Annotated in this window: 2 protein-coding genes; both read right to left on the bottom strand. The window is 70.0% G+C overall.

The window, feature by feature from the left end:
* Positions 1-101: 101 nt before the first annotated feature.
* Positions 102-7,433 (bottom strand): non-ribosomal peptide synthetase, encoded by a 7,332-nt coding sequence (locus DAT37_RS15210; RefSeq protein ID WP_109525349.1) that lies wholly within the window; start codon positions 7,431-7,433, stop codon positions 102-104.
* Positions 7,434-7,687: 254 nt separating this feature from the next.
* Complete coding sequence (locus tag DAT37_RS15205) at positions 7,688-18,808, bottom strand: non-ribosomal peptide synthetase (RefSeq protein WP_198654275.1); 11,121 nt, start codon at positions 18,806-18,808, stop codon at positions 7,688-7,690.
* Between the last annotated feature and the right edge of the window lie 46 nt (positions 18,809-18,854).

Below are 18,854 nucleotides of genomic sequence, written 5' to 3'. Positions count from 1 at the left end.
TATATGGGGGGGTTCACACCGTGCACCGGTCCCCATCGGCCGAACCCGCACGGGAAATCCACCCGGTCGCGCGAATCACGCGACCGGGGGTCGGGAACCGCCTAGCGCGGCACCGCGATGCCCAGGAGATCCGACAGGGCGAGTACCTCGACCTGTCCGGTAGAACTCGCGGGACCCGGATCACCTTCCAGGACCACGACTTTCAAGTCCTCCAGTTCCGAGACCGCGACCGCGGCGAAGGAAGCGGCATCGGTGAACAGGTGGGTGACCCATTCGTCGGCGAGGAAGCCGGTCGGGTCGCCCGCGTCGTCACCGATGACGATCGACGCGCCGTTCGTGCCCGCGGCGACCGTCTCGATCAGCGCGGACAGCGATTCCGGGCGGCCGTGGCCGAAGACACGCGATTCGAAGGTCATCTCGGTGCGGGCCGCGATCCTGGCCGCGGCGGCGGCCAACTCGTCGTAGGTCAGCGCCACGGCGCCGCCGGACCAGAGGGCCGGATCGCCGCCGCGCAGGGTGCGCACCCGGTTCGCGTAGGTCACCGGGCGCGGCGATTGCGCGGCGATCCGCGCGGCGACCGCGGGATCGTCGAGTGCGATCCAGTCGACGGTGGCATCGCGGGTATCCGCGACCGACCCGATGCCGACCGTCACCGCTCCCGGCAGGACGTCGTCCCGGTACGAGGTCGGGGCCAGCGCGGCTCCGGCCTTGAGCACCGCCCAGCGCGCCACGACCGTGTCGACGCCTCGGCCGAGCCGCACCGCGACACCGTCGCAGGGACCGCAGCCGCGTTCGATCAGCACCCGTGCCAGACGCGAGGATCGCGCGTCGAGTTCCTGGTAGGACACCGCCCGCTCGCCCCACACCACGGCGGGCCCGTCCGGATCGTCCTCGACCCCGGCCGACAGCGACTGGGTCAGTGCCGCGCCCGCCGTCGCCGCCGCGTTCTCGCCGGGATCGGCGCTCGCGCCGACGAGCACCCGGTCGCGTTCCTCGGCGTCGAGGATGTCGATATCGCCGACGACGACCGAGGGGTCGGCCGCGACGGCGGTGACGATGCGCTCGAAACGGCGACCGAAGGCCCGCGCGGTGGATTCGTCGAAGATGTCGGTGGCGTAGCTGAAGACCACGCTCAGCTCACCGGTCGTGCCGTCCGCGGCGCGGCGCGGGTCGACGATGACCTGGAGGTCGAATTTGGCGGCGACGGCGCCCGCGTCCAGGCCGGTGATCGTCAGGCCGGGCAGTTCCAGCGACGGCGGCTCGGTGCTCTCGAACGACAGCACCACCTGGAACAGCGGATTGTGCGCGCTCGAACGTCCCGGCGCGACGACCTCGACCACTCGCTCGAACGGCACGTCGGCATTGCCGAACGCCGAAAGATCGGTTTCCCGGGCCCGATCGACCAGGGCGCCGAAGGTGGCGCCGGAATCGACGGGGATACGCAGCGCGAGCGTGTTGACGAACATGCCGACCAGATCGTCGAGAGCGCGTTCGCCGCGGCCCGCGATGGCGGTGCCGATGGCGATATCCGAACTTCCCGACATCCGCGCGAGCAGTACCGCGAGCGCCGCGTGCACGACCATGAACAGGGTCGAATTGTGTTCGCGGGCGATGCGCGTCAGATTCTCGTTGACCTCGGCGGGCAGCACGATCCCGGTCGTCGCCCCGCGCATGGACGGCACCTGCGGGCGCGGTCGGTCCAGCGGCAGCGCCAATTCCCCTGACAGTCCGGCGAGCTGTCCGCGCCAGTACGCCAATTGCGTGGCGGCCACGGAGTTCTCGTCGGAATCCTCGCCGATCGCGGCGCGCTGCCACAGCGCGAAATCCGCGTATTGCAGTTCCAGCGGTACCCAGGACGGCGAACGTCCTTCCACCCGTGCGACATACGCGGTGGCGAGGTCGCGGGCCAGCGGCGTCATCGACACACCGTCGGCGGCGATGTGGTGCACCACGACGACGAGCAGGTGATCCTCGGCCGCGCCTTCGCCGACCAGCAGCACAGCACGCAGCGGGACCTTCGCGGTCACGTCGAAGCCGACCGCCATCAATTCGCCGACGCGGCGCATCGGATCGTCGTTCGTCTCGACCTCGAGCCCACCGGGCAGTGCCTCGGCGACGGTCAGGATCTCCTGGTACGGCAGGCCGCCGGTGCCCTCGGCCGGGTAGCGGGTGCGCAGCGCCTCGTGCCGTTCGAGCACATCGGCGACGGCGTAGCGCAGCGCGGACACATCGAGTGCGCCGTTGAGCCGGATGGCGAGCGGAATGTTGTAGGCGGGCGACGCCGGATCGAGTTGATTGAGCACCCACATCCGCTGCTGTACCAGCGACAGCGGCACCTGAACGGGCCGTTCACCCCTGGTCAGCGGCGGACGGGCGGGACCGTCGCCCGCGCCGGGCACGATCCGGGCGGCCAGCGCCGCGACGGTGGAGGCCTCGAACAGTTCGCGCACCGCGAGTTTCGCGTCCAGCGCCGCGTTGACGCGGGCCACCGCGCGGGTGGCGAGCAGTGAATTGCCGCCTAGTGCGAAGAAATCGTCGTCGAGTCCGACCTCGACACCGCCGAGCAGTCCCGAGAACACCTCGGCCACAGCCTGTTCCAGCGGCGAGGACGGGGCGCGGTAGGTCGCGTCGCTGACGAATTCGGGGGCGGGCAGCGCCTTGCGATCCAGTTTGCCGTTGGGGGTGAGCGGCAGCGCGTCCAGGACGACGACGGCGTCGGGCACCATGTAGCCGGTCAGGAATTCCGCGACGGCACCGCGCAATTCGACGGAATCGAGCCGCGCGCCGGTATCGGGGACCGCGTACGCGATGAGCCGGTCGCCCGCGTGCTCGTCGGCGCCGATGAGCACGACGGCCTGGCTGACGCCTTCGCAGCGCAACAGCGCGGATTCGATCTCGCCGAGTTCGATACGGAAACCGCGCAATTGGACCTGCTGGTCGCTGCGGCCCGCGTATTCGAGGTTCGCCTCACCGCCGAGTCCGACCCAGCGACCGACGTCACCGGTGCGGTACATCCGCGATCCGGGCGCGCCGAACGGGTTGGCGACGAATCGGGTGGCGGTGAGTCCCGGCCTGCCCAGGTAGCCGCGCGAGAGCTGACGCCCCGCGACATTGATCTCCCCGGCCACCCCGACCGGCGCGGGATGCAAGCGCTCGTCGATGACGTAGGCGTCCAGGCCCGGCAGCGCACGACCGATGACGCTGGCCGGATTCTCCACCTTCTGTTCGTCGAGCGACAGGAACGACACGTGCACCGTCGTCTCGGTGATGCCGTACATGTTGACCAGCCACGGCGCGTCCACCGCGTGCCGGTCGTACCAGCGCCGCAGTTGACGCAGATCGAGCGCCTCGCCGCCGAACACCACGTAGCGCAGCGCGAATTTGCCCTGGCCGGTGGCGTGCGCGGCGCGGTCGGCCTCGGCCAGCTGGTAGAACGCCGACGGCGTCTGGTTCAGCACCGTGACCTGTTCGCGAATGAGCAACTCGCGGAACAGTTCCGGTGAACGCGAGGTCAGGTAGTCGACCACAACGACGGTGCCGCCGTTGGCCAGCGCGCACCACAGTTCCCAGACCGAGAAGTCGAACGCGAAGGAGTGGAACAGCGTCCACACGTCGGTCTCGTCGAATTCGAAGCGCGACTGGGTGTTCGCGAACAACTCGACGACATTGCGATGGGCCACTCCGACGCCCTTGGGCACGCCCGTGGAACCGGAGGTGTAGATGACGTAGGCGAGGTTGTCCGGGCGCAACGGCGCGCGCCGGTCCGCGTCGGTGATCGGGGCGTCGGCGAAGAGCGCGGTCTCCTCCAACAGCACGACCGGACGGCCGGTGTCCGGCACCGCGTCGCGCTCCCCCGCCGTCACCAGAACGCAGGCGGGAGCGGCGTCGGACAGCATGAATTCCAGCCGCTGGACCGGATAGGCGGTGTCGATGGGAAGGTATCCCGCGCCGGAGAGCAGCACGCCGAGCAGGGCGACGGGCAGATCCTCGGTGCGGGCGACCGCGACGGCCACCAGTTTCTCCGGGCCCGCGCCACCGGCGATCAGGGCGCGAGCGACCCGGTTGGCCCGGCGCTGGAGTTCGGCGAAACTCAGCGCGGTGTCGCCGAAGCGGATCGCCGTCGCGTTCGGACGCAGCCTGGCCTGCACGGCAACCAGGTCGACCAGGGTCACCTCGGGGATGGACGTGCCGGGCGTATTCCATTCGCGCAGCACGAGTTCGCGCTCGCCCGGAGCGAGCAGGTCGATATCGCCGACGATCGCCGAGGAGTCGGCGACCAGCGAGGACAGCACGAGTCGGAACCTGTCCGCGAAATCCCGCACCGTCGGTTCGTCGAACAGGTCGGTGGCGTAGGTGTAGGCGATGGAGACGCCCTCGGCCGTGCCGTCGGGCCCGATGTTCTCGACCAATTCGAGTTGCAGGTCGAATTTCGCCAGCGGCACCGTCATCTCGACGCCCGTCGCGATGAGTTCGGGCAGTTCCAGCGAGGTGGGCGCGAGGTTCTGGAGTACGAGCAGCACCTGGAACAACGGATGACGCGCGGTCGAGCGGACCGGGTCGAGCAGTTCGACGAGTCGCTCGAACGGCACGTCGGCATTGCCGAAGGCCTCCACATCGCTGCCGCGGACCCGGCCGAGCAGTTCCTCGAACGTGGCGCCGGGGTCGACCTCGGTGCGCAGCACGAGGGTGTTGACGAACATGCCGATCAGATCATCGAGCGCCGCCTCGCCGCGACCGGCGACCGGGGTGCCGATGGCGATATCCCTTGTACCGGACAGCCGGGCCAGCAGCACCGCGAGCGCGGCGTGCGCGACCATGAACAGCGTCGAATTGTGTCGCTTGGCCACCGCGCGCAACGCGCTGTGCAGTCCGGCGTCGAGATTCGCGCGCAACGTCGCGCCGTCGTTGCTGGCGACGGCGGGACGCGGGCGGTCGGCGGGCAGGTTCAATTGTTCCGGGAGACCGGCCAATTCGCGCTTCCAGAAGGCGATCTGGCGACTCAGCAGCGAATCCGGGTCGTCCTCGCCGCCGAGGGTCTCGCGCTGCCAGATCGCGAAATCGGCGTACTGCACCTCGAGCGCGGGCCAGATCGGCGCCGCGCCGGAGACGCGCTCGGCGTACGCGGTCATCAGGTCACGGGTCAGCGGGCCCATCGAGAAGCCGTCACCGGCGATGTGGTGCACCACGCTGACCAGGATGTGCTCGGCCGCGCCGATACTCATCAGGCGCAGCCGGATCGGCGGCGCGGCGGTCACGTCGAAACCGGCCATCACCGTCTCGCCGACGAACTGGGGTACCCGCTCCTCGCTGCCCTCGATCACCAGCAGTTCGGGCACCGCGTCGGCGTCGTCGATCGAGAGCACCCGCTGCACGCCGATACCGTCGACTTCGGGGTAGACGGTGCGCAGCACCTCGTGACGCTCGATCAGATCGCCCACCGCGGCACGCAGCGCCGCGACGTCGAGCCTGCCGGACAGGCGCACCGCCATCGGAATGTTGTTGACCGCGCTCGCCGGATCGAAACGGTTGAGGAACCACATCCGCTGCTGGGCGTAGGACAGCGGCACCCGCTCCGGACGTTCCACCGGATGCAACGCGCGGCCCGCGGGGGTGTTCGCCTGCTGCTCGACACGTTCGGCCAGTGCCGTCACGGTGGTCGCCTCGAACAGCAACTGCACCGGAACCCGCACGTCGAGCGCGGAACCGATCCGGGCCGCTGCCTGCGCGGCGAGCAGCGAATTGCCGCCGAGTTCGAAGAAGTCGTCGTCGGCGCCCACCTCGGCGTCCTCGACACCGGCGAGCAGCAGCGCGCCGAAGATCTCGGCGATGGTGCGTTCGGTCGGTGTGGTCGGCGCCCGGAATTCGCGCACGGCGAATACCGGCTCGGGTAGCGCGGCGCGGTCGAGTTTGCCCACCGCGTTGAGCGGGATCTGCTCCAGCACCACGACCGCGGCCGGAATCATGTACGCGGGAAGCGATTCCGCGATATGCGCGGTGAGCGCGGCGGTGTCGACGGTCGCGTGCTCGTGCGGCAGGACATAGGACACCAGCGCCGTCTGGCCCGAAGGCAGCGTCTTGCCCAGCGTCGCCGCGTAATCGATGGTCGGATGCGCGGTCAGCGCGTTGTCGATCTCGCCGAGTTCGATACGGAAACCGCGGACCTTGACCTGGAAATCCACCCGGCCCAGATATTCGATCGCGCCGCCGTCCTCGGCGCGGCGCACCAGGTCGCCGGTGCGGTACAGCCTCGACCCCGCGTTCTCGGTTTCAGCGCCGAACGGACTCGCCACGAAACGTTCGGCGGTCAGACCGGGGCGGCCGAGGTAGCCCTGCGCGAGCGCGGGACCGGACAGGTAGAGCTCGCCGATGACACCCGCCGGAACCGGCCGCAACCTCGGATCGAGGACGAACGCGCCGACGCCGGGAATGGCGGTGCCGATGGTGACCGGCTCGTCGGCCCGCATCGGCGCGGAACTCGTCGCGAGGATGGTCGCCTCGGTCGGGCCGTAACCGTTGTAGAACTCGCGGGTGCCGTCGGCCCAGCGGCCGACCAGTTCCGGACCGAATTTGTCGCCCGCGACCACGATGGCCCGCAGATCGGGCAGATCGGCCGAGTCGACCGATTCCAGCGCGCCGGGGGTGATCAGCATGTGCGTCACCCGTTCGCGACGCAGCAGGTCGGCGAGTTCGAAACCGCCGAAGACCGCCGGGGGTGAGATCACCAGGGTCGCGCCCGCGGTGAAGGCGAGCAGCAGTTCGAGCACGGACACGTCGAAATTCGGCGAGCAGACGTGCAGTACCCGCGACTGTCCGTCGATGCCGTAGTGCTCGCGTTCGGCCGCGACCAGTCCCGCGAGACCGGTGTGGCTGACGACGACGCCCTTGGGCTTGCCGGTGGACCCCGAGGTGTAGATGACATAGGCCGGATGGCGCTCGTCGAGCGGACGTACCCGGTCGGTATAGGAGATCGGGTGTTCCGGGCGGTCCGCGAGCCGTCCCGCGACCACCGGATCGTTGAGTTCGATCCAGTACACCGATGATCCCAGCACCGAGCGATGCGCCTTGGTGGTGAGTCCGACGGTCGCGCCGGAATCGGACAGGATGTGCGCGATCCGGTCGGACGGATAGGACGGATCGACCGGTACGTAGGCCGCTCCGGTCTTGGCGATGGCCCAGACCGACAGCACCGATTCGATGCTGCGGGCGATGCCGATGGCGACGACGTCACCGGGGCCGACGCCGCGTTCGATGAGTTCGCGGGCCAGACGCGAGGAATCCGCGTCCATCTGGCGGTAGGTGAGTTCGACGTCGTGCTCGCGCACGGCCACCGAATCGGCGGCGGACTCGACCGCGGCGGTCAGCAGCTGACCGAAGGTGGGGCTGCCCGACCTGCGGCGACGACTAGAACGGCCAGTACGGCGGGCAGTATCCATTCGGGTGTGATCACCTCTCGCGTGCAACTCGGCCGCACGGCCGTTCTGTCAATCGGCCCCACCCCGTGGATCGTGATCCTGGGCCAGCGCGGTCCGGGCAATCATATCGGTCGGCCCGGTCACCGACACCCGGCGGACATATGACCGGCGGCCGGGTGCTTTCCCCGGATGCATCGGTTCCGGCGGCCGGGATGTTGCAGAACCGACGGTACGTGGGGCCGCTCACAGGTCACCGTCGCCCGCCGCTGGAGTTCTCACAACAGGTACCTCAGCAGTTCGGCGATCGCGCGCAGCGAGGCATCGGTGGCCATCCGCCCGTGCGCGACGGGAATCGGGTGATCGTGCACACATCCGGTCACCGCTTCGGTCCAGGTCGCGGCATTGGTGCTCGGCGGCCTGGTGGAAGCGGCCGTCCCGTCGCTCGCGGCATCGGTAGCACCGGCCTCTGTGGCGGCCGTGGAGGTGTCGGTTGTCGCGACGTCGACCGCGTCGCTGGCATCGCCGACCGCCGAGAAGTAGACGAGATCACCGGCGAAGGGCCGGGGACGGTAGGCGGCGTCCAGGGCGATGGACTCGATCGCGGCGTCGACCACCCGCTCGATCCGCGCGGCCCCGAACGACGCGAACGGTTCCGGCAGCGCGCTCAACCGCCGCGCGAGCAGCGCGACCTCGCCCGCCTCGTCTCCGCCCTCGTCCGGTCCCGGGTCGCCGAACAGATCGACGAACAGCTCCCGCACCAGCTCCCGCCGCACCTCCTGCCAGGAATGCGCGACGGTGTCCGGTTCGGCGATATGGCGCAGCGCGCTGTCCATCATGCCGAGCAGCGCCACCCGCTCGCCCTCGTCCTGCAATTGCACGGCCATCGCGTGCGCGAGCACGCCGCCCAGCGACCAGCCGAGCAGGTGATACGGCCCTTCCGGTTGTACCGCGCGGACCTGTTTGACGTAGTGGCGCGCCCAGTCCTCGATCGAATCCGGTAGCGGCGCGGCCGAGCCGAGTACCGGGGTCTGGAGTCCGTAGAGCGGGCGGTCCGCGTCCAGGTGGACGACCAGACCGGCGAAGGACCACGAGATTCCGCTCATGGGATGGATACAGAACAGCGGTTCGGCCGTGCCGGAGGTCCGCAGCGGCAACAGCATGTCGAACGCCGCGTCCGCGCCCGCGCCCTCGGTGCCGCGCACCCGCAGCTCGGCGACGACGGCCGCCGGGGTCGGCGCGGTGAAGATCCACACCACCGGAACCCGCTCGGCCACCGCGTCACTCAGCCGAGCGGACAACTCGGTCGCGATCAGCGAATTTCCGCCGAGTTCGAAGAAGTTGTCGTCGAGTCCGACCCGATCCAGGCCGAGCACATCGGCGAAGATCCCGCACACGGTGCGCTCGAGCCCGGTCACCGGCGCGCGGTGGGCCCGTCGACGGGCTCGCGGCTCCGGTAGGGCGGACCGATCGAGTTTGCCCACCGCGGTCAGCGGCAGTTCGTCCAGCACGACGATCGCGGCGGGCACCATATGCGACGACAGGGTGCGCGCCGCCCAGTCCGCGAGCCGGTCCGGGTCCAGGGTCGCGCCCTCGGCCGCGACCACGTAGGACACCAGCGTGGTCGCTCCCGCGGCGTTGTCGCGCCCGATCGTGACGGCGATGTAGACGTCGTCATGTGTGGTCAGCACCGCGTCGATCTCGCCGAGTTCGATGCGATAGCCCCGGATCTTGACCTGGAAGTCGGTGCGGCCCCGGTGGTCGAGCACACCGTCGGCGGACCAGGCCGCGAGATCGCCGGTGCGATACATACGTTCGCCCGGCCGGAACGGATCGGCCACGAAACGCTCCGTGGTCAATCCGGGGCGGCCGAAATAGCCGCGCGCCAACTGCGCTCCGGCCAGATACAATTCACCGCTGACCCCGGGCGGCACCGGTCGCAGCCACCGATCCAGCACGTAGACGCGGCTGTTCCATACCGGGACGCCGATCGGCACGGTCGGCCGATCGGCGGCGTCGACCCGATGGCCGGTGACGACGACCGCCGCTTCCGTCGGGCCGTACAGGTTGAACAGTTCCGCCCACGGCGCGGCCGTGGCGAACCGCCTGGCCAGCACGGGCGGCAGCGCCTCACCCGCGGTGAGTACCCGGCGCAGTGACCCCGGCAGCCGACCCGTCGTCAGCGCGTCGAGCATCGACGGCACCGCGTGCAGTGTCGTCACGCCCTCGCGCGCCATCAATTCGTTGAGGTAGGCAGGATCGCGCTGCCCGCCGGGGGCCGCGATGACCAACCGGCCGCCGCACACCACCGGCGACCACAGCTCCCACAGCGACACGTCGAAGGTCACCGCGGTCTTCAACACCATCACGTCGTCGCGGTCGAGGCCGAATTCCGCTGCCTTCCACAGCAACTGGTTGACGATCGCGGCGTGCGACACCGCGACGCCCTTGGGTCGTCCGGTGGAACCGGAGGTGAAGATGACATACGCGGCGTGCTCGGCGCGCAGCGGCGCGAGCCGATCGGCGTCGGTGATCGGGGCGGCGCTCACCGCACAGAGATCGAGGTCGTCCAGACCGATCACCGGCGCGGCCTCGGTAGCGAAGGCGGTGCCGGTATCGGTGAGCACGCAGATCGGGGCGGCCGTTTCCAGGATGTAGTCCGAACGGACCGCGGGCTGGTCCGGATCGATCGGCACGTACGCGGCGCCCGCCCGCGTGACCGCGAACAGCGCGACGACGAGATCCACCGAGCGATGGAGGGCGAGCGCCACCCGCGACTCGGGACCGACGCCGAGCGAGATCAGATACCGCGCGAGACCGTTCACGCGCCGATCCAGCTCCGCGTAGGTCAGCCGCGCGCCGTCGGGCGCGACCAGAGCGACCGCGTCGGGCACCGCGGCGACCGTGGCGTCGAGCAGCGTCACGAGGGTCGTGGTCGCATCCTGTTCGCGCGCGGTGTCGTTCCAGTCGTCGAGCATCCGCGCCCGCTCGGTGGGCGAGAGCATGTCGATCGCGCCGACCGGAACGTCCGCGTCCTCGATCACCGCGTCGATGATCCGTGCGAAACGGTCGGTGAATCCCCGCACCGTCGATTCGTCGAACAGATCTGTGGCATAGGTGAAATAGCCGCTCAGACCGGCCGGGTCGCCGTGTGCGTCGTAGCTGTCGGCCACGACGACATGCAGATCGAATTGCGAGAGCCGCGTATCGGTGTCCCCGGTCGTGATGGTCAGTCCGGGCAATTCCATCCGGACCCGGTCCAGATTCTGGAAGGAGAGCCCGACCTGGAACAGCGGATGCCGCGCGGTGGAACGCACCGGGTTGAGCACCTCCACCAACCGTTCGAAGGGCATGTCGGCGTGGGCGAAGGCGTCCAGATCCGTCTCGCGCTGCCGGGTGAGCAGTTCGGCGAAACCCATACCGTCGTCGACCCGTGCGCGCAGCACGAGGGTGTTGACGAACATGCCGATCAGGTCGTCGAGCGCGGGATCGGCGCGGCCCGCGATCGGCGCGCCGATCGCGATGTCGTCGGTCCCCGACAGGCGTGCGAGCAGTACCGCGAGCGCTGTGTGCACGACCATGAACAGCGTCGCCGAATGCGTGCGCGCGATCCCGGCGAGCGCGGCGTGCGCGTCCGCGTCGACACGCAGTTCCACCCGGCCGCCCGCGAACGACTGGGCCGGGGGCCGGGGCCGGTCTCTCGGCAGTTCCAGCTGATCGGGGAGGTCGGCGAGCGCGGCGCGCCAGTAGGCCATCTGTTCGGCCGCCACCGAACCCGGCCGGTCCTCGTCGCCGAGCATCGCGCACTGCGACAGCGCGTAATCGGCGTACTGGAACGGCAGCGGAGCCCATCCCGGCTCCTCGCCGCGCGCACGCGCCGCGTACGCCGTCGCCAGATCCCGCGTCAGCGGACCGGCGGAAAGTCCGTCGGCGCAGATGTGGTGGACGACCATGACCAGCACGTGCTCGCCCGGCGCGACGCGCAGCAGTTCCGCGTGCACCGGAACCTGCGCGGTGACGTCGAAGACCACCCCGACCGCGCGCGCGACGGCGGTGTCGATATCGGTGACCTCCCGCAGCGTCAGTCGCGGTGCGTCCTCGTGTTCGGGGGTGAGAACGACCTGCGCGGGCCCCTCCTCGGTCTGCGGGTACCTGGTACGCAGGATCTCGTGTCGCACAACCAGATCGGCGAAGGCCAGGCGCAGCGCGTCGGCGTCGAGCGCGCCGGACAGACGCAGCACGACGGGGATGTTGTAGGCCGCCGATTCCGCGTCGAATCTGTTGAGGAACCACATGCGACGCTGAGCGGGCGAGAGCGGAATATGTTCGCCCGCAACGCCGCTCGTGCGCACGAGTACCGGCGCGCTCGGCCGGACGCCGGTCAGGCGCGTCACCGCCTCGGCGCAGTCGGCCACGGTCGGCGCGGCGAACAGCACCCGCACCGGAACCCGCGCGTCGAATGCCGTGCCGAGGCGCGCGGTCACCCGGGTGGCCAGGAGCGAATTGCCACCCCGATCGAAGAAATCGTCGTCGGCCCCCACCCGCTCGATCCCGAGCACCTCGGCGAAGATCGCGGCCACGGTGTGCTGCGCACCCGTCGACGGCGCACGGTAGGGGCGGGTCGCGACGCGCGGATCGGGCAGGGCGGCGCGGTCGAGTTTGCCCACCGACGTCAGCGGGACCTCGTCGAGGACGACCACCGCCGCGGGCACCATGTGCGCGGGCAGCGTCCGCGCCGCGACTCGTCGCACGGCATCGGGGTCGAGCCCCGTCCCGGTCACGTAGGACACGAGAACGGTCGCGCCGCCCGCGTTCTCACGTCCGACGGTGACCGCGAAATCGACATCGGGATGTGCGAGCAGTACCGAGTCGATCTCACCGAGTTCGATCCGGTAGCCGCGCACCTTGACCTGGAAATCCGTGCGGCCCAGGTATTCCAGCCGCGGACCCGCCGATTCGGCGTCGGCCGCGCTGACCCGCCGGACCAGATCCCCGGTCCGGTACATCCGCGTGCCCGGTCCGCCCCACGGATCGGCGACGAAACGTTCGGCCGACAGTCCCGGCCGGTTCCGGTAACCGCGCGCCAGACCGCCACCGGCCAGATACAGCTCACCGGTGACACCCGGCGGTACCGGCCGCAGACGCGCGTCCAGGACGAGCGCCGACATGCCGTGCACCGGTTTGCCGATCGTGACGCGCTCTCCCGCCGCCAATTCCGCGTAGGTCGAGATGATGGTGGTCTCGGTCGGTCCGTAGCCGTTGAGGTAGCGGCGTCCGGGCTGCCAGGTCGCGAGCAGGTCCGGTGTCGTCACGTCACCGCCGACCGACACCACCTCCAGCGCGTCCAGACCCACAGGATCGACAGTGCCGAGCACCGCCGGGGTGATGATCGCGTGGGTGACCGCCTCGGAACGCAGCAGGTCACCGAGTTCCTGTCCGCCGATCACCGAGCGGTCGGCGATCACCAGGGTCGCGCCGACGGAGAACGCGCACAGCCATTCGAGCACGGACGGGTCGAAACTGGGCGCGCAGATATGCAGCATCCGGTGCCGCGAGGCGAGCCGGTAGCGGCGCACCGCCTCGTCCACCAGACCACCGAGTCCGGCGTGGGTGACGGTGACGCCCTTGGGCCTGCCCGTCGAACCGGAGGTGTAGATGACATAGGCGGGATTGCGGATGTCGAGCGGGGCACGGCGGTCCGCGTCGGTCACCGGGGTCGCCGCTCGCGTCGCACAGTGCCGCTCGAAGTCCGGGTCGTCCAGGACCAGCCATGCCACGTCGTCGGGTAGCCGTTCGGCGAATTCGGACACGGTGATGCCGAGTACCGCGCCGGAGTCGGTGACCAGATGACGCGACCGCTCGAACGGATGCGCCGGATCCATCGGCACGTGCGCGCCACCGGCCTTGGCGACCGCGACTGCGGCGGCGACCATCTCGTAGGAACGCGGCAGCGCGACCGCGACCGAATCCTCCGGTCCGATACCGCGTTCGATCAACACCCGCGCCAGGCGCGAGGTGTACTCGTCCAACTCGCCGTACCCGATGGATCGTCCCCGGTACCGCACCGCGACCCGGTCACGCCCGGATTCGGCGCCCCTGCCCAGCAGTTCGGGCATCGTCGCGGAAGCCATGACGTCGTCACCCGCGACCCGGGTCAGCGTCACGTGTTCGGCCGCGCTCAGCAGTGCCAGGTCGCCGACCGGCGTACCGGGCCGCTCGGCGGCATCGGCGAACAGCAGCAGGAAGCGCCGGGCGATGCCCTCGACGGTTTCCCGGTCGAAAAGCTCAGGCGCGAAGTCGAATTCGGCCGCGATACCGTCCTGGGATTCCCTGATGCACAGCGCCAGATCGAATCCGGTGGTATCGATGCGGTGTCCGGCCGACAGCGCCACGCGCACCGGCGACGGGGCGGTCTTCGGTCGATCGAGCAGCGCGACGACAGCGTCGAGGGCCAGCGCCGCTCGCGCGAACGCCTGGGCGGCAGTCTCTTTCGCCTGCTCCAGCACTGTTTCGAAGGGGGTGTCGCCGGTGATCCGGGTGCGCAATACCACCGTGTCCGCGGCATCGGCCCCGGCGACGGCGATGTTGTCACTTCCTGATAGCCTCGCCAAGAGAATCGCGAAAACCGAATGGACGAAGGAGAATACGGTCGTGCGACGGCTGCGGGCGAGTTCGAGCGCCGAGCGGTACGCCGGACCGTCCACCCGAAATTCCACGCGACCGGTGGCGACGACGGGCGCGAGCGGCCGCGGCCGGTCGGTGGGCAGACTCCAGTCCTGCGGTAGATCCGCGAGCGTCTCGCGCCAGTACCTCGCCTGGGCGATGACGTCGCCGCGCCGGGTGAACAGCGCGTCGAGATCGGCCGGTGTGCGTTCCGGCGCGGACACGAGTTCGCCGATGGCCGTGCGTAATCGGTCCGCCAGCGCCCTCGCGGCCTCCGTGCTGACCGCGTCGCGGCGGTACTGCACCCGTACGAGCAGCCGTGTGCCCAGGTCGATCTGGACGGCGACCGGGTAGTGGGTCACATTGGCGCCGTGCAGCGCGACGATCTCCAGACCGTCGATCGTGCCGTAGGCCTCGCGCAGGCCGTCGGCGTCGACGGGATAGGACTGGTAGGCCATCAGCGAATCGAACAGTTCGCCCGCACCGGCGACCCGCTGGATCTCGGACAACCCGACGTGATGGCTTCCCAACAGCGAAACCTGTTCGGAGCGAAGCTGTTCCAGCATATGACGCAGCGGCGCGTCCGGATCGAAGCGGACGCGGACCGGGACGGTATTGGCGAAGAGGCCGACCATGTCGTCGACACCGTCGAGCTGCGGCGGACGACCGGACACCACCGCGCCGAAGACGACATCCCGGCGGCCGACACTGCCCGCGAGCACCAGGCCCCAGGCCGCCTGCACCACGGTATTGACGGTGACGTCGTTGGCGGCCGCGAATTCGGTCAGCGCGGTCGTCTCGGCCACCGAGAGATCGGCCTCGCAATCGCCGTACCCCGGCACCGGCGTCGTCGGCGCGGGCAGGGCGGCGGCCAACCGGGTCGGTGTGGCCTCGCGCAGCGCCTCGCGCCACGCGCCGATCGCGGTGTCGCCGTCGTATCGCGCCAGCCAGGCGAGATGATCGCGGTACGGGCGCACGCGCGGCATCGCCTCCGGATCGCCGTGCACGGCGTAGGAGATCAGCAATTCCTTCATCAGCAGCGGCATCGACCAGCCGTCGAGCAGCAGATGATGTGCGGTGAGCACCAGGTGCACGCGCCCGGAATCCGCGCGGTACAGCGTGAACCGCAGCAGCGGGGCGACCGCCGGGTCGAAGGAGAGGCGCTGCTCGGCGGCGAGCAGCGCGACGGGATCCTGTTCGTCGGTGTCCACGATCCGCCACGGCACCCGGGTGCCCTCGGCGACGAGTTGGACCGGCACGCCATCGGCGGTGGTCGCGAACGCCGTGCGCAGGATGGCCTGGCGATCGAGCACCGTCTGCGCGGCCAGGCGCAGCCGATCCGGATCGATCACACCGGACAGTTCGACCGCCGACTGGAGCAGATACGGATCGGCCGACCCCTCCGAGACCTCGATGAGGAACAGCAGACCGGCCTGTAGCGGAGACAGCGGGAGCACATCGGTCAGCCCGGGGTAATCGCGCCGCCAGCGGTCGAGTTCGGCTTGGCCGACGCGGACCAGCGGCACATCCGACGGGGTCAGGCCACCGGCCGACGGGTCATCCGCGTGCGCGCCGAGCGCGGTCAGCGCCGCCACCCAGTGCTCGGCCAGATCACGCACGGCCGACTCGTCGAGTATCTCGCCCGGGTAGGCGAACGAGGCGGTCAGCTGAGCGCCCGACTCCGCCTCGATGACGATCGCGTTGATGTCGACGACAGCGGCGACGGGCAGCTCCGGATCCTGTTCGGCCTCGGGTTCACCCCATTCGCCGGTCGGTAGCCAGCCGGTCCCGGCAGCGGATTCGGGCATCGCGCCGGTGGCGATCCGCCCCAGGTAGTTGAAGCCGATCTGGCCGAGCGAGCCGTCGAGTTCGCCACCGTCGCCGCCGAGATGGCGTGCCATGCCGAAACCGATACCGCGATCCGGCACCGAGAGCAGCTGTTCCTTCACGGTTTTGAGCAGTGCGCCGATCTCGTCGCCGCCGCGCCGCGCGGCGTCACCGGCGATACCGGTCAGGTCGAGCGCGACCGGATACACGGTGGTGAACCAACCGACGGTGCGGGTCAGATCGGCGCCCGCGACCGCGGACTCCTCGCGGCCGTGACCTTCGAGCCGGATGCGGGTGGCCGCGGCGTCGACGCCGCGATCGGCCCGCCACGAACGCACCGCGAGCGCGAGGGCGGCCAGCAGACCGTCGTTGACGCCGCCGCGATAGCGCGCGGGAAGTTCGGTCAGCACCGCGTGGGTGATCTCGGCCGACAGGGTGACGCCGACCCGGCGGACCGTGGCGGCGGTGTCGATCGCCGGATCCAGCACCCGCGCTCCCAGCGGCGGATCGGGGATCGCGAGCACCCCTCGCCAGTACGCCGTCTCGTCGACGCGGGTGGCCGCCGCGTCGACGAGCCCGTGCGCCCAGCGACGGAACGAGGTGCCGACCTCGGGCAGCGCGATCGGCTGCCCGGCCGCGCGCAGCGCCCACGCCGTCAGCAGATCACCGATCAGGATCCGCCACGACACACCGTCGATGACCGTGTGGTTCGCCGCCACGATCAGCGCGTCCCGGCCGTCGGGGCGCGACAGCCAGGTGAACGCGACCACGCGCGCCCGTTCCGGATCCAGGGTGTCGAGCGCGAAATTCGCGGCGGTATTCGCGGCACCGCTCAGCTCTCGCGCACCGAGTCCCGCGGGCAGTTCGACGCGGGTGAGCAGCGTTTCCACCTCGACCGCACCGGCGGGCAGGGCGCACAGCTCCCAGTGCCCGTCGACCGAACGCAATCGCGCGCGCAGCATGTCGTGGTGGTCGAGCACCGCGGCCAGGGTCGCGACCAGATCGGCCCGGTCGACGTGCTCGGGCAGGGCCAGCACCATCTGCTGGGTGAACCGGCCGAAGATCCGTCCCCCGGACAGGTACGCGGCCAGCACCGGCGTCAGCGGCATCTCCCCCACACCGCCGCCCGGCAGTTCCGCGAGCGTCGGCGCGGATTCGCCACCGAGGACCGCGACCCGCGCCAATCCCTCCACCGTGCGCTGTTCAAAGACGTCCTGGGGGGTGAAGGTGATCCCCGAAGCCCTGGCCCGCGACACCAACTGGATCGACAGGATGCTGTCACCGCCCGCGGCGAAGAACGAATCCTGCGCCCCGACCCTTCGCACCCCGAGTACCTGCGCGAACAGTTCCGCGAGATGGGATTCGACGACGCCGACCGGATCCCGCGAGACCGAGGTCTCGAAATCCGGGTCCGGGAGTGCCTGGCGATCCAGCTTCCCGTTGGGGGTCAGCGGAATCGCGTCGAGCGCGATGATCGCGGACGGCACCATATGGCCCGGTAGCGAGGTGCCGACGAAGCGGCCGAGTTCCCCGGTGTCGACGTCGATCCCGTCGCGCGCCAGCACGTAGGAGACCAGCATCGTCGCACCCGACGGCGCGACCTTGCCGAGGGTCGCCGCGTATTCGATATCGGGATGGGCGGTCAGCGCGGCATCGATCTCGCCGAGTTCGATACGGAAACCGCGGACCTTCACCTGGAAATCGGATCGGCCCAGATATTCGAGAACACCGGCGTCGGCGCGGCGGCGCACCAGATCACCGGTGCGATACATGCGCGTGCCCGCGGTGCCCGGGTCACCGCCGAAGGGATTGGCGACGAACCGGTCCGCCGTCAGGGCCGCCCGCCCCAGATAGCCGCGCGCGAGCGCGGGTCCGAACAGGTACAGCTCGCCGGTGACCCCGGCGGGCACCGGACGCAGCCGGGTGTCGAGCACCACCGCGCCGACGCTGGGCAGCGCCGCGCCGATGGTGATCGGCGCGCCCGGCGACAGTTCGGCGCTGCCGGTGGCCAGGATCGTGGCCTCGGTGGGGCCGTAGCCGTTGTAGAAGGCGCGTCCGTCCACCGCCCACCGCTCGACCAGGCCGGGCCCGAAGGCATCGCCTGCGACCACGACGACCCGCAGCCCGTCCAGCCCGGCCGGATCGACGGATTCGAGCGCCGCCGGGGTGATCAACATGTGCGTGACGTGTTCGCGACGGATCAGATCGGCGAGTTCGACGCCGCCGAACACCGTCGGCGGCGACACCACCAGCGTCGCCCCCGAACCGAAGGCGAGCAGCAGTTCGAGCACCGAGACGTCGAAACTGGGCGAGCACACGTGCAGGACCCGCGCCCGCTCGTCCACCGCGTAACGCTCGCGCTGCGCGGTGACCAGCGCCGCGAGCCCGGTGTGGGTCACCACGACGCCCTTGGGACGACCGGTGGAGCCGGAGGTGTAGATGATGTAGGCCGGATGCTGTTCGGTCAGCGCCCGCACCCGGTCGACATAGGAGATGGGATGCGCCGGCCTGGCCTCGATCCGGCGGCGACAGTCCGGATCGTCGAGTTCGAGCCAGTCGATTTCGGCGCCGAATCGCGCGCGGTGCGTGGAATCGGTGAGGCCGAGCACCGCACCGGAATCGGCGACGAGGTAGGCGGCGCGTTCGGGTGGAAGGGCGGGATCGACGGGGACGTAGGCCGCGCCGGTTTTCGCGACGGCCCATACCGTCAGTACCGATTCGATCGAACGGGTGAATCCGGCGGCGACGACATCACCGGGGCCGATACCGCGGTCGATCAGTTCGCGTGCCAGTCGCGACGACGATTCGTCCAGCTCGGTATAGGTGAGTTCGCGGCGGCCCGCGGCACCGAGCGAGTTGTAGCTGATCGCTATCGAGTCGGCGGCGGATTCCACCGCGACGGTGAGCAACTGAACGAACAGCGGGGCGCTCGATCGGCGACGAATGCGACCTCGA

It is taken from the genome of Nocardia aurea, assembly GCF_003123685.1.
In the GTDB taxonomy this organism is placed as follows: Bacteria; Actinomycetota; Actinomycetes; order Mycobacteriales; family Mycobacteriaceae; genus Nocardia; species Nocardia aurea.
Note: the sequence above shows the minus strand (reverse complement) of the source record. Positions and strands in the feature narration are given on the sequence as shown.